The sequence below is a fragment of the Variovorax brevis genome (assembly GCF_030317105.1).
Taxonomy (GTDB): domain Bacteria; phylum Pseudomonadota; class Gammaproteobacteria; order Burkholderiales; family Burkholderiaceae_C; genus Variovorax; species Variovorax brevis.
The window spans coordinates 1-12,845 of sequence record NZ_JASZYG010000047.1 but is presented as its reverse complement, the minus strand read 5'-3'; the positions used below and the strand labels follow the sequence as shown (position 1 = coordinate 12,845).

The window sequence follows — 12,845 nt, the reverse complement described above, 5'->3', positions numbered from 1 at the left end:
GGCTTCGATGGTGCGGATCACGTCGTAGCGCGAGTACTCGCGGTTGAGACTGACGTGATAGCCAAGAACCGCGCGACTGAAGACGTCGAGGATGACCAGCAGCCAGATGCGCTCGATCTCGAACTGCTGCTCGAAGCCGAGCGGGTCGCGCACCACCACTTTGAGGCGCACGTCGAGACGATGGCCGTCGAATTCGACGACGTCGAGTGCCTGCCTGGCGACGGGCGTCGAGGCGTCGTGCGGCAGACCCTTGAGCCGACGGGCACCGGCGAGATGCGCGCCTCGCCCAAAGCTGTGCAGGCACTCGGCACGCAATGCCGCCGACAGGGAGCGGATGCCTGCCTGTTCAGCATTGAATGGATAGTCACACGCCGTCAATCCGAGCGCTCGGCACTCGCGCAGGAAGTCGACGTGGACGTTCTTCAGGCCCTGCACCCGGATGTGCAATCCGTCATCCGTCGAGCGTTGAACGACGCTCAGGCGCTTCGCGTGTACGCGATCGACAATCCACGTGGCCTCGACAGGGTGCGGCGCGCACGGTACTGCGGGCTTGCACCACCAGAGACCCTCGTCGCTCGATGCAGCCGACGACGCGCTTGCCCACCCGAGCGAGAACGCAATCGATTACACCGATACCACTGGCCATGTTGCCCAGAAATGAGGTCGACCGGGGGCGCAATCAAGCCCTTCCAACTTGGGCGTCACACAAAGTGCAGAAGACCCAGATTTACTTTCTTCTACGCCATCGGACGGTGCGGCTGAGTTGGGCGCGGCTGCTCAAGCGCGTGTTCGAGTTCGAACTGGAGAACTGCTCAACCGATCTTCCGCCGGGTTGATCCGGGAGAGGAGTATGGTTGGACCCTTCTGCGGCATCGATCGCCGGCAGATCTTCAACGAGCGAAGGCACCACATGAAACTGCATCTCCTGCATTTCTCAGCAACCTTCCTCGCCGCCATGTGCGCCAGCGTGAGTACGGCCCAGGTCCCCTCCGACATTGGAGACAGGCTCAAGAGCATTGGGCGTGTTGTCGATGTATCGGGAACCGTTCAGCTCTATCAGGGGCGTGTCTTGGAGACCAGTTCCTGCCTCAACCTCAAGGTCGAGCGCGATGTCCGATACGGCGCCGACGAAAAGCATCTCCTCGATGTATTCGCGCCATCCGAAACATCTACCAAGGCCTTGCCGGTGCTCATCTACGTCCCGGGCGGGGGATTCGTCAACCCGGCGCGGCGAGTCCCGAACAGCGCCTACTTCGACAGCTTGATGACCTGGGCAGCGTGTAACGGCATGGTCGGTGTCAACATGAGCTATCGCGTGCTGCCCAAGGACGCATGGCCAGCCGGTGCCGAAGACGTCGGAATGGTTGTGCGCTGGGTGCACGAGCAGATCGCCGCGCGCGGTGGCGACCCGAAACGCGTCTTTCTCTTCGCGCACTCCGCTGGCGCAGCGCACGCCGCCTCCTACCTTGCCGACGAGCGCTTTCAAAACGCTGCCGGCGCTGGCCTCGCCGGTGCGTTGTTGCTGTCGGGCATCTATCGACTGACGCCAGATCTCGCGGCCACAGCGAGTTCGGCAAGAGCGTACTTTGGCGACGACGCGGCGAAGTACGAGGAGCGATCTGCGCAACGGGGCTTGGTCGCGCTGGCAGCTCGTTTACCGTTCTGGGTCGGGTTTGCAGAACTGGATCCGGCGCGAACCGAGGTGGCGGCACAAGATTTGTACGACGGGATGTGCAAAGCGGGCCATTGCCCGACCTTCGTGAAGTTTCCCGGACACAGCCATATGTCGGAGATGTTCTCGATCGGCACAGCCGATCGGTCTGTCAGCGACTCCATTCTCGCGTTCGTCCGATCCCATTGACCGACGCAACACACTGGGGCGGTCTCCTCGCTCAAGTAGTGCGCGAACGCCAGGCCCGCGGGCTCGATCTGGCGGTACCCGGTACATTTCCGCCAGGATCTGGCCGCCGATGCCGCCGGTATCTGGATCGGGCCCAAGGAGGTAAAGGTGGCGGCGAAACAGGGTTCAGGCTCATCTGCGAGTGGTGAGGACAGTGCCGCTTTGCGTGAGCGCTTCTGGACTGGTCTGCTCGACTACCTGACGGAGCAACACCCAACCCTCGATCCGTTCGAGGTGAAGTCGAAGCACGTGATCCGGCTTCAATCCGGTGTCAAGAGCATCGCTTTCGAAATGCGCTACTTGGTGAAGCCAGCGACGGTTGCCATCCACATCGCGTTCTGGCGCGCCTCATCTCTGGCGGCTTGGGATTCCGTCCAAGAGAAAAAGGACGAACTGGATGCTGCCGTTGATGATGTCTGGGAATTTGGCCGTCCAGACGACGACAGGAACCCGCGCTGGATGACGCTTAAGTTGGATCTGGCGAGCACCAGCGAATCGGAGTGGCCGGCCGCCTATGCTTGGTTCGGACGTAAGCATGAGCCCCTCTTCACCAAGATCGCTCCACTTCTGCGTGACGAGATGGCCAGAGCCGTAGCGGCCTAGACCAAGGACTATGCGCCTGAGGTTGCGAAAGCCTCAGGCAAGTCTTTGGCGTTGGTCAGGAGAAGTTGATACTCAGGAGGCTTTTGCCTCTCTGGGTTTATTGACACCCGAAGGTCTTGGATGATGTAGCTGGCCAAGCACTGCCGAACTTTCACCTTCAGTGTTTTAGACCCAGGAAAATATTCCGCGGCGATGAGATCCTGCTGGGACGCTGTGAGGCACTGGCCTGCTCGTCAACGAGGAACAGGGGCGATCGGTCAGTATGTGGACGGGGTCATTCATGCCCAATGCCCAGAGTTGAGGATTCGCGCCGGCTCCGACAGGGCACCAACACTCGTGTTCCGGGCGGAGCATGCGCATGTGCTTGACCTCCCCTCGATGTGGGATGAATATCCAACCTGCTTGACCAACAATTTGCTTTTCGCCGGTCCCGTCGCTCGGGATATGCCGATCTGTCACCTCAACGTGGAGAGGGCGTCATGGACAGCAAGAGCCTCTCAGGCTGTGTGGTCACCGGGCCTGATCTGCCGACATGCAGGCGCGCGCCACGGCCAGGTTCCTGCAGTGGGCGGCCAGTAGTCGAACACACGCCAGGTTTGCTCAGGCCCAGCGCTGTGCTGACGGCGGCCTTCATTCTGGGTGCGTTGCTCTTCCAAAGCATGGCGTCCGCTGCCGAGTTCCGCTGCGCAGATCTGAAGCCCAGCGATGCGCGACAACCGCCCTATCAGCGCGTGGCCGGCCAAGTGCGCTGCGAGGGCTTCTACGATCGCAATGTCTCGCAGCCTTTTATCGAACTGGTGTCGTTGACGGCCTCAATGCCCCCTACCGCAGGCGGCACGGCGCTGCAATTCAGTGGGTCGCGTCGCGTGCCCACCCGGCTCGTCGTGCATCCGCTGAGACCGGCGCCCTTCTACCGCGTCGACGCCCCCATCGAAGCGGCCCAGTCGCTGCGATGGGACCCCTCCCCGATGCTCGACGCGACCGGCCTGCAATTGCGTGACCTCGGGTTTCTGGCGCTCGCCCCCGAACGCGATGGCATCCTGACCGTCGTGCCTGTCGCATTCGCGCTGCCTACCGCCGAACCTCAGCTACCGGCCAAGGCCGTGCTGCGCGTGTCCGTACCGGTCGCCACGCTTGCATGGCGCCGGCTGCGACTGGACGGCAGCGAGGATGGTGGCAGCGCTTGGCGCGAGATTCCCGGCGCGGCGAGATTCGCATGGGAGCGCGTGCCGTTCGCCCTCGAGCTTCCTGCCGATGGCCATGGTGTGCGGGTCGACGTGCAGGCGGTCGACCCCGGCGGCAAGGTGCTGCCATTGCTGCGCTTCAACGTGAGCGGCCCTGCGGATGCCGGCCCCTGACAACGACACGGCGGCGCTTGCCAGCGTGCGGGCCGAAGTCGCGCGCCGCCTCGCAGAACGCGCTGCCGACCCAGTCGCCACCTTGCCCGAACTGCGCGAATTGCACGAGCGCCTGCGCCTGATCGACGCGGGCCTTTCGGCACGTCCGGCACTGCCGCCGCATCGACGCTGGCCCCCAGGACTTTGGGCGGCGCTCGCGGTGGCGGCAATCGTCTCGGTGGCGGCGGCGGTTCCGGTGCGCTCGGTGCCGTTTTCGCTCGAGGTGCAGGCCCACACTGTCAGCCTGCAATTCGACATGGCCGCCGAGATCGAGTCGCAGCCGGTCGACACCGAGTTGCGCATCGAAGGCCAGACACAGCTCGTTTCGCCAGTTGCAACCCTCGCGAAGGACGCGGCCGAGTCCGGCGCGAACCTGCTGGTGCTGCGCGCGCCGCATTTGACGCTGCGCCGAGTCACCCATCCAGCCGGCAGCTTTCTGATCGTGCGTGCCGGCCCACAGGTGCAACTCACCTTCGACGCACCGCGTCCTGCACTCGGCGTCGAAGTCGAGTTTTCCGGCGTGACAAGCTGGCGCGTCGGTGACGCGGTGGAATCGGCGCCCGTCGCCTTCGAGCATGCCGAGTGGGTGCGCGCAAGCGCTGGCGACGCTGCTCAACCCAATCGCCGGCCACCGCCGCTCGACCTCTGGCTCGGACGGATTGCCGGCAAGACCTATGCGTGGAGCGATTTGCGGCCTGGCGCGTTGCAGTTCGTTGAGCGCCGCGCCGGAGATTCCGGCGGCGGGGATGCGGTCGTGGCATCGAGCCTTGAACAGGCCCACCTCACGCTGCCGGCCACGGGCAATGACGTGAAGCTGGGGGCAGGCGACCACCTCGAGATCGGTGGATTGGTGCTTGAACGCTTTGAACTCACCGCGGGCGACAGCGTCGGCATCAAGCTCTCGGGCACGGCCCGCACTTTGGCAACGCGCACCGGCGACTTCGAGCGCTCGCTCAAGCCGAGCTTTCTCGAATTCGTTGCGCGCCACCACACGGTCAGCCTGTTCTGGAGTGCGGCCTTGTTGTTGTGGGGAGCGATCACATGGGTGCGCAAGCAGTTCGACAGCGCGCCCGGCTGACACGCATCGGCGTGCGTCATCGGCGGCTTCGCTGGTGGTTTGCACTCGCGTTGAGCGCGCTTCTCGCGACCGGCGCTGCGGCGCAAGACACCACTTTCGACGATGGCGCGACCTTGGCCGAGCGTCTGCTGGCCGGCGTTGTGCGCGTGCATGCCGACGAACATGGCTTTGGGCTTGTCATCGGCGCGGACAGCGACTTCGTCTACATCGCCACGGCACGCCACGTTGTCGGCACAGCGGCGCAGATCGTTGCGCACGGCTGCATGAAGGCACTCCCGCCAGACCTCGCTGCCGAGCGCGTTGCAGGCTTTGACACCGTGGCCGACGACCTCGCGCTCTTGCGGGTGCCGCGCCCGACCGGCTACCAAGTCTCGCCTCGGGCTCTCGCTTCGCTCGAGCGTGTCGCCGTCGCCGACCCCGCGTGGCTCCTCGGCCGGGACGACGCATGCGTAGTGCTGCCGCGCGCCGGTGCCGTCGCCATGCGGCCCAATGAGCGCGCACTTTGGCGCGTCGACATGCCAGGCGTGCTCGGCGGCAGCTCCGGCGCCCCGGTCGCGACAGGGCACGGCATCATCGGCATCACGACAGATTCGGACAACGCCAACATCACGGCGATTGACATCACGCAGGTCGCCAAACGCGTGCGCGCCTCAGGTGCGCGCTTCCACCTTGTCGATGCCCGCAACGAGCCGCCCACCGATCCGCAGGCCGCTGAGCAGGATCTGGCCGAGATGCTGAACCGCTACCTCTTGGAGCTGCGCGACGCACAGACGGTGCTGCGGCAGCCCACCGTGAAACGCGACTACTTCGTCCAGACGGTCACCGAGTACAACAAGGCCGCTGAGCGTTTCATCAAATCCATGAACAAGTACGACGGCACGCTGCGGCGCCACTGGCCGCCAGAGGTCGCGCAAGAGTGGCTCGTGCTGCGCGATCGACTGTGGGCCGTGCATCAGAACAACTTTCTGTTCGTCAACGAACACGCCCGAAAGATCGTCGAGACCGAGCGCGTACCCGACGTGGTGCGCGATCGCATGGAGGCACTCGACCCGGAACTGACCGGGCTGCAAGGTGCCATCGCGCAGTTCCTGCGCTCACTCGGCCAAAGGAGAATCGTCGATGGAAACCCGAAACAATAAGACCCTCAGGCGCGCGCGCTCACCTCTGCGGGCAGCCTGGCTTGCCGCGGCATTGATCGCCGGCTGTGGCGGCGGCGCAGAGTTGGTGCTCCTGGTGCCGTTCTTCACTTTCGGTTTTGAATTCGAAGGCGCGGTGGGCGGGGCGAACCACAAAATTTTCCTGTTCCTCGAGCCCGGAGCGCCGACCACCGCAACGGGCAATTTCGACGCCAGCAGCGGGCTGACGCTCGACGACACCGAAAGGCACGACGTGACCGGCAGCTACTCCGGCTGCACGATGACGCTGGATCTGGCACCCAAACCACCCGCGACCACAGTGCCCGCGCCCCTGGCAGCGAGTTACAACGGCCGCTTCACAGGGCCGAATACTCTCGAGCTGACTCCGAAGTCAGGCGCGCTGCCTGTGCTGACCCTCACGCGGTTCCAGGGCAATGTCGATCCTCGATCGAAGACCTGCTGAGTCCGCATCGAGCGGCAGCTTCGATTCAGTCGCGGAGGTGCTGAGGTGCACGACGCATTCGCCCCACGCTGATTTCACTGGGAATGCTTGGCCTTGTTATGTCGGCTCTGGTGCATGTATGGAACCGGCGCCGATTGCAAGCTCTTTTTAGTGAAGTCAAAGCGCTCTGCATGCATGTATTCGGCTTGCCAGTGGGCGACGTCGAAACATGCCCGCAGCCTCGATGAGATCCGCACACCCCGTCCTCAGCAAATTTGCGGCTTGAGCCCGAGGGTTCAGCCGGCACCAGAGACAGGCTTCAGGGTGTTGGTCCAACCAGTCTTGTCATCACTTCCAAAAGCTTCGCAAACCAGTGCTGGGGTAGGTCCTCCCTGAACGAAATTGTGGAGCTCGCTGGCGGTCGCTTCGCTCAGTGCGCGGCGGCGCTTGGACGGTAGGGCACGTCGCTGCTCAGGAGTGCCTGGATCACGCGCGTATTCTTGTTGGCCAGCGCCACCGCCGCGCGGTTGTAGCCACGCCGGGCGATCAGGTCCTGCAGCCATCGACTCTGCGCATCAGTCTTGCCTGGCGCGTAGCGAAGCACGCATCGGGCACCGTGGATCAGCAGGGTGCGAAGGTAGGTGTCGCCCCTCTTGCTGATGCCTTTGAGCTGCGATTTGCCGCCCGACGCATACTGGCGCGGCACCAGTCCCAGCCAAGCCGACAGATGTCGCCCGTTTCGAAACTCCTTGGCTTCGCCCACCGCAGCGACCATCGCGGTTGCCGTGATTGGCCCGACGCCACTGACGAGGGCGATCTTCTTGCACAGCGCCGAGCGCTTCATGAATGACTTGATCCAAGCCTCTGTGTGCTTGATGCGATCTTCCAGCGTCTGGATCTGCTGGGTGAGCTCCAAGACCATCGCGGCGTTTGGCAATGCACTCGAGCTCGCCAACAAATTGCACGAGAGCCCTGGTGCGACGCCCATAGCATGACAAATCGGGCCGCGAGAGCGAACTTTGGGCCACCGAAGTTATGCTGCGCTGGCGCCTCCCGATGACATCTGTGTCACCGTTATCGTCGTCCGAATAGCGATTCTGCGCCGGTGGCAGCGCATACACGTGCCAGGGGTTCCCTTTTCACCCACTCCGCAACATGACATTCGCCACCTGGAACTTGCTGATCGGCGCCCTGCTCATGTTGATGGCGCTGTCAGGCACGCTCCTGAAGACCCTGCCGATCAGCGCGGCGGCACTCTACATGGGCATCGGATTCGTTTTGGGGCCTTCGTGGCTGGGCTGGCTGCAACTCAGTCTGGCGCACGACGCGCAGCTGGTGGAAGCGATCAGCGAGGTGGCGGTATTGGTGTCATTGTTCGCGGTGGGTCTGCGCCTGCAGATCAGGACCACGTTCTCAAGTTGGCGACTGCCAGTGCTGTTGGCCACCTTGACCATGGTCATCACGATCGGGCTGATGACCGGGTTTGGCATGGCTTTGCATGGGTCGCTTCCAAGCGCCTTGCTGGTGGCCGCCATACTGGCACCCACCGATCCTGTCCTGGCGTCGGACGTCCAGGTCCACCATGCAAAGGACACGGACGAGTTGAGATTCGGCTTGACCGCGGAGGGTGGCCTCAATGACGGCACGGCGTTCCCGATGGTCATCCTCGCGCTGGGACTGATGGGATTCCACGACCTCGGTGCAGGCGGCTGGCGCTGGTTCACCGTGGACGTGCTGTGGGCGATCACAGGCGCGCTCGCGCTGGGCTGGACATGCGGCGCTGCATTCACGCGCCTGACCCTGTTCCTCCAGAGCGCGAAGCAGCAGGCGCTCGGCATGGAGAGCTTCCTCGCGCTCGGGCTCATCGCGCTGACCTATGGCATCGCGCTGCGCGCCAACGTCTATGGCTTCCTGGCCGTGTTCGTCGCAGGCCTGAGCATGCGAAATGTCGAACGCGCCGTGAAAGCCGAGGCGCAAGAAATGCTCGCCGACATAGCGCCGCCGGCCGCGAACGCTGAATCCGAGCTGGCCAGCAGGGAGGTCAGCAGAGAGAAGAGCGCAACACAAGTGAAAGCGGTTGACGCCATGACGCGTGAGGTGCTCGGCTTTGCCAGGGAGCTGGAGAAGTTCGTCGAGCTCGCCGCCATGCTGGTGATCGGATGCCTTCTGGCAACGAGCATGCTGACCTGGCGCAACGTGCTGCTTGCGGCGTTCCTGATCGCTGTTGCACGCCCGCTGGCGATCTTCGTCACGACGCCAGGCAGCCTCTGGACTTCCCCGCAGCGCCGCCTTGCCGCGTGGTTCGGGATTCGGGGCGTGGGGTCGGTCTACTACCTCGCCCATGCAACGAACCACAGCGCATCCGTGGCAGCGAACCCCGACATTGCCCATGCAGTGTTGCTGGCGGTTGCCGCCTCTGTCCTGCTCCACGGCGCTTCCGCGACGCCGCTGATGCGCATCTACCAGGCGGCTACGAAACGAGGGACGACGCCACCGTCAAAAGACCGATGATGTTGAGAGTGCGAGGCGACAGTCGAGCCGTCCGGTTGGATTCCGCTTGTGCCGTCGACGCCTTCTCAGGGTCTGGGCAATCTTGTCGGATCTGGCTGTCGCCGCTGGCATATGGCGTGGGCGCCAACCCCAGGCAACCGGCCAGTTCGCTCCGGTTGGCGAAGCGCCGCCAGCCGAACAGCTCCTTGACCAACACCCAAGCGCCTTTCGGCCCGATGGCGCGCAACAGGACCAGTTGCGCCACCAGCGGCTGCTGGCTCTGGTGCATGTATGGAACCGGCGCCGATTGCAAGCTCTTTTTAGTGAAGTCAAAACGGTCTGCATGCATGTATTCGGCTTGCCAGTGGGCGACGTCGAAACATGCCCGCAGCCTCGATGAGATCCGCACACCCCGTCCTCAGCAAATTTGCGGCTTGAGCCCGAGGGTTCGCTGCGTTGCGTTTCCAGCGCTTTGCGGAAGAACGCCTTCGCCGCCTTCACATCGCGATGATTGACACTCATATCAGGCGGAAGTCCACGGTCTGGCCCTCGCGATCAACAGCCCGGTAGAGGTAGCTCCACTTGCCGCGAATTTTCACGTAGGTCCCGTCGACGCGCCACTATCGACCAGCCTTGCGAGCGAATCGGTTCCAGCGCTTCTCGAACTCGGGCACGAACCGCTGTACCCAGCGCATGATCGTCGTGTGGGCCATCGACAAGCCGCGCTCGGCCATCATCTCCACCAGGTCGCGCAAGCTCAACTTGAAGCGCAGGTACCAGCGAATGCACAGAACGATGATCTCGCGCTCGAAATGCCGACCTTTGAACAATTCGTCCATGCACACTGCAGCCTCTTCGCCATCGATACGCCTTCAATTCAAAAGCCCGTAGCCTACCGGAGGCGCCATTTGCACCAGAGCCCCCACATCTTCCGGCACAGCCTGGCCACGGAGCTCTTGCGCGCCAGTGCCACCTTGTCGGAGATCGGCCACCTGCTGCGGCACAAGAGCCACGACACCACACGCATCTACGCGAAGGTTGACATCGAGGCGCTCCGCACGTTGAGTCTGCCGTGGCCGGGGGGTGTGCTTGACGGATCTACGCTCGACACTGCAGCGGTACCTGAACATGCGCAAGGGCTTTGGATTCAAGTATCAGCATCAGACACGACGGCTCGCCGACTTCGTCTCCTTCATGGACAAGTGCAAGGCCACGACCATCACCACGAAGCTCGCGATGGAGTGGGCCACGTCACCTGCCGGTCGGCATGCGTCCTGGGCATTGCGGCTGACGGATGACGATGGCGGCGGCGCGGCAGGCTTACGCGCAAATGGTGCAAGAGGAACTGACGGTACTCGCGCTCAGCCTCGTCGGTGCGACAGTACTTCGGCTGTTGATGGGCGCCCGAATCGGACCGCGAAGTGGCGATGGCAGCAGGCAAACGCGACCACCCGTTCGTGCTCGCGCTGTCGAAGATCGAGTTAACGTTGGGGGCGGCATGGAGACGCCGACCGGCTACACCAATCTCAATCCGATCAACCCGAATAGCGGTGGACCATCAAGGGGCATTCCAAATCACATTCGCGCGGGGTTTGAGGAAATCGGCGAAGTAATCGAACATGCTACCGTTCGTCAGATCATCTCCAATCGCCTCCGGTTTGTCGATATCAGCGATTGGAACGCGGCTGCTCGCGGCGCCTTCCAAGTAATGCGCCCCGGTGGCCGGGTCAATGAATATCTGGGCGAATGCACACGAGGCGCAGACGTTGATATGCGCATTCGTGCGCGCGGGTTTTCGTAATGTGACGGTCATTGGCGACGGCGCTGCAACCATGCTGCAAGCCGTGAAGTAGGCGATCAGAACCGGCCGCGCGAATCTGAACACGTCGCAGTGGATTCCCTGCTCCCATGGGCGAGGACAGAGCCCGGATGACAGGAGCAGACGACATGAAGAAAAGACCCCGCCGCAATCACTCACCTGTATTCAAAGCCAAGGTGGCGATCGAGGCGCTGGCCGACGGCAAGACGATCGATGAGATGACGCTCAAGCACGACGTCCACCCCAATCAGGTGACTGAGTGGCGGCGCCAATTGATCGAACGTGCCGCACTGGCGGGGCTTGAAGAATTGAAAGAATCAAACCGCAGCCAATCCACTCAACTCAGGCCGATGCGTGTCAAACGACCGGAGCCGGCGCTGACCGCAGACGACGGCTCCCCCTTGCACAGCTTCAGGACCCTGCTGCAGGACCTCTCCACGTTAGGGTACAAGTTGCCAGGTGGCCTTCAGGACCTTCGCCGCGGCGCCTTGATGCCAGTGGCTGTCGCTGACCACGAGCTCCACGCCGCTCGGCCCACCGCGATTCAGGCTGCGTAGGAACTTGGCTACAGCGAGTGGCGAACGTCGCTATCCATTGAAACGAGCCGTTCTGAAGGAACGCTTCTTAAAATGTAATTAAATTATCCGGGCTCGACAACCTCGACAACTACACTTCGCGCTTTTCGGTGGAGGCACGCATGAATAACTACTTTATCCCCGCAGCTATGCTCTCCTTGTTGGGCCCCAATATATGTACAGCTCAACAGAAAGAGTCGCGATCCGATATGAGAATTTGCAACGAGAGCAGTGCGGCTTCCATTCAGGTGGCGTACGTCGAGCTCATTCCCATGCGCGCTCTTATCGGCGTCCCCTATCCATGGGAAGGAGCAGGTTGGGTCAACGTCAAACCCAATAGCTGCAAGACCGTATTTGAAGAAGCACACCAGGATTCCTCATTCTGGCTTCGTATAGAGTCTGACAAGCAAGTGTTAGTTGCCGAGGGGAACAACGATATGGTGCATGCGGTAAATGTCACGTTTTGCTACAACCCTTCCGGGAAATACTCTTGGCGGCAGGCGAACAGAACTGACGCCTCCACGAACTGCAAAAACGGAACCCATCCCGGGGTATTCAATTTTTATCTAGCATTCAACAAACCCACACACTATACGTTGAGGATCAATCCAGATCGTCTTGGCCGAATGCCTGTAGAAAAATTCGGACTCACCCCCTCCGAAAATCAAATGAAACAGAGCATCATAGATTTCATACCAACGGATATTGCCGGCAGCGCCCGTTGGCCGAAATTTAGGGAGACCATACAGCGTGCAAATTCTTCCCAGAATCGTCCGAGGATTCTAAGCTGTACCTACTTCAATAAGAAGTACTCATTCTGGCATGTTGCGCCCCCTGATAATCTCCATGAGTTTGTCAAGATAGACATGCAAAGCGGAGGCGGATTATCTGGAATAGGCATTGAGGGCATGCAAAATTGCCCGCCAACGGAAGCCGAGGCAGCCCACGTTGAGTCAAAGAACAAGGAAAAGTGGCGCAGGGCAACTTTGGACGTGGCTCGGTAGCAATCATTGGTCAGTGATGCCGAAGCGGTGCAGCCCTTTTACAGCCAGTGCGCCGAAACCGCTCAAGGCGCTGCCAAGGCGTTGCTTGCCTTCTCTTGCGAATAGCAGGAACTACCTTGTGGATTACCAGCGCGAGAGATGAAAGGTCTGCGGATCTCATCCGCATCGGCGGAGGCAGTGATGAACCACGTGGTCATCGTCGAATGTCGAAAGGTCAGCGGATGCGCGATCTGTCGGCGAGCAACGCCAAGATCGGCGATGTGCAGGGCGCCCAAGGTGACTCGGCCGCTGCCGAACGATGACCGCCGTGTTGCCGGTGGCCTCCAGCACGACGTCGTCCTCCTTGGTCAGCGTAGCGCCAAAATTCAGCACCGCATCACGGGCCATCGCGAAGCGGCCAT

General features: G+C 62.1%; 11 protein-coding genes and 6 pseudogenes. 11 read left to right on the top strand and 6 right to left on the bottom strand.

Features of this window, described 5'->3' with window-relative positions:
- A pseudogene (locus QTI66_RS38660) lies at positions 1–447 on the bottom strand (integrase); the annotation flags it as partial.
- A gap of 463 nt (positions 448–910) precedes the next feature.
- On the opposite strand from QTI66_RS38660, the gene QTI66_RS38655 reads away from it, so the two are divergent.
- Both QTI66_RS38655 and QTI66_RS38650 read left to right on the top strand, forming a co-directional pair.
- Complete coding sequence (locus QTI66_RS38655; RefSeq protein ID WP_286565681.1) at positions 911–1,861, top strand: alpha/beta hydrolase; 951 nt, start codon at positions 911–913, stop codon at positions 1,859–1,861.
- A gap of 147 nt (positions 1,862–2,008) precedes the next feature.
- Entirely contained in the window at positions 2,009–2,503 is a 495-nt protein-coding gene (locus QTI66_RS38650; RefSeq protein WP_286565680.1) for a DUF4268 domain-containing protein, read from the top strand.
- An 8-nt stretch (positions 2,504–2,511) separates the two neighbouring features.
- Here QTI66_RS38650 and QTI66_RS40130 read toward each other — a convergent pair.
- Positions 2,512–2,712: pseudogene (locus tag QTI66_RS40130) on the bottom strand (BrxR family transcriptional regulator); the annotation flags it as partial.
- A 450-nt stretch (positions 2,713–3,162) separates the two neighbouring features.
- Between QTI66_RS40130 and QTI66_RS38645 the strand changes: the two are divergent.
- From QTI66_RS38645 to QTI66_RS38630, 4 genes are read left to right on the top strand one after another with little or no spacing between them, the layout of a single operon-like run.
- A complete protein-coding gene (locus QTI66_RS38645) occupies positions 3,163–3,861 on the top strand; it encodes a hypothetical protein (RefSeq protein WP_286565679.1) in 699 nt (232 codons plus the stop codon).
- Positions 3,848–4,978, top strand: coding sequence for a hypothetical protein (locus QTI66_RS38640; RefSeq protein WP_286565678.1), 1,131 nt, complete (start codon positions 3,848–3,850; stop codon positions 4,976–4,978). The genes QTI66_RS38645 and QTI66_RS38640 overlap by 14 nt, the downstream gene beginning before the upstream one ends.
- Positions 4,942–6,117, top strand: coding sequence for a S1 family peptidase (locus tag QTI66_RS38635; protein WP_286565677.1), 1,176 nt, complete (start codon positions 4,942–4,944; stop codon positions 6,115–6,117). Before QTI66_RS38640 ends, QTI66_RS38635 begins: the two co-directional genes overlap by 37 nt.
- Positions 6,098–6,577, top strand: coding sequence for a hypothetical protein (locus tag QTI66_RS38630; protein WP_286565676.1), 480 nt, complete (start codon positions 6,098–6,100; stop codon positions 6,575–6,577). Before QTI66_RS38635 ends, QTI66_RS38630 begins: the two co-directional genes overlap by 20 nt.
- 409 nt (positions 6,578–6,986) lie before the next feature.
- Here QTI66_RS38630 and QTI66_RS38625 read toward each other — a convergent pair.
- A pseudogene (locus tag QTI66_RS38625) lies at positions 6,987–7,481 on the bottom strand (IS110 family RNA-guided transposase); the annotation flags it as partial.
- Between the two features lie 251 nt (positions 7,482–7,732).
- On the opposite strand from QTI66_RS38625, the gene QTI66_RS38620 reads away from it, so the two are divergent.
- Positions 7,733–9,067: a cation:proton antiporter gene (locus QTI66_RS38620; RefSeq protein WP_286565675.1), complete on the top strand. Its 1,335-nt coding sequence runs from the start codon at positions 7,733–7,735 to the stop codon at positions 9,065–9,067.
- An 82-nt stretch (positions 9,068–9,149) separates the two neighbouring features.
- Here the strand turns inward: QTI66_RS38620 and QTI66_RS40075 are convergent.
- Both QTI66_RS40075 and QTI66_RS38610 read right to left on the bottom strand, forming a co-directional pair.
- Positions 9,150–9,320 (bottom strand): annotated as a pseudogene (locus QTI66_RS40075) (transposase); the annotation flags it as partial.
- 250 nt (positions 9,321–9,570) lie between these two features.
- Positions 9,571–9,885, bottom strand: a pseudogene (locus QTI66_RS38610) (IS6 family transposase); the annotation flags it as partial.
- Between QTI66_RS38610 and QTI66_RS38605 the strand changes: the two are divergent.
- Entirely contained in the window at positions 9,859–10,344 is a 486-nt protein-coding gene (locus QTI66_RS38605; protein ID WP_286565682.1) for a tyrosine-type recombinase/integrase, read from the top strand. The pseudogene QTI66_RS38610 and the gene QTI66_RS38605 overlap by 27 nt on opposite strands.
- Before the next feature lie 260 nt (positions 10,345–10,604).
- Here the strand turns inward: QTI66_RS38605 and QTI66_RS38600 are convergent, their stop codons facing one another.
- Positions 10,605–10,931 (bottom strand): hypothetical protein, encoded by a 327-nt coding sequence (locus QTI66_RS38600; protein ID WP_286565674.1) that lies wholly within the window; start codon positions 10,929–10,931, stop codon positions 10,605–10,607.
- Between the two features lie 23 nt (positions 10,932–10,954).
- Between QTI66_RS38600 and QTI66_RS40070 the strand changes: the two are divergent.
- The 3 genes and pseudogenes from QTI66_RS40070 to QTI66_RS38585 form a co-directional block, all read left to right on the top strand.
- Positions 10,955–11,170 (top strand): annotated as a pseudogene (locus QTI66_RS40070) (transposase); the annotation flags it as partial.
- A gap of 392 nt (positions 11,171–11,562) precedes the next feature.
- Entirely contained in the window at positions 11,563–12,444 is an 882-nt protein-coding gene (locus QTI66_RS38590) for a DUF1036 domain-containing protein (RefSeq protein WP_286565672.1), read from the top strand.
- Between the two features lie 180 nt (positions 12,445–12,624).
- Positions 12,625–12,845 (top strand): hypothetical protein (locus QTI66_RS38585; protein WP_286565671.1); only part of this gene is annotated, 221 nt, incomplete at its 3' end.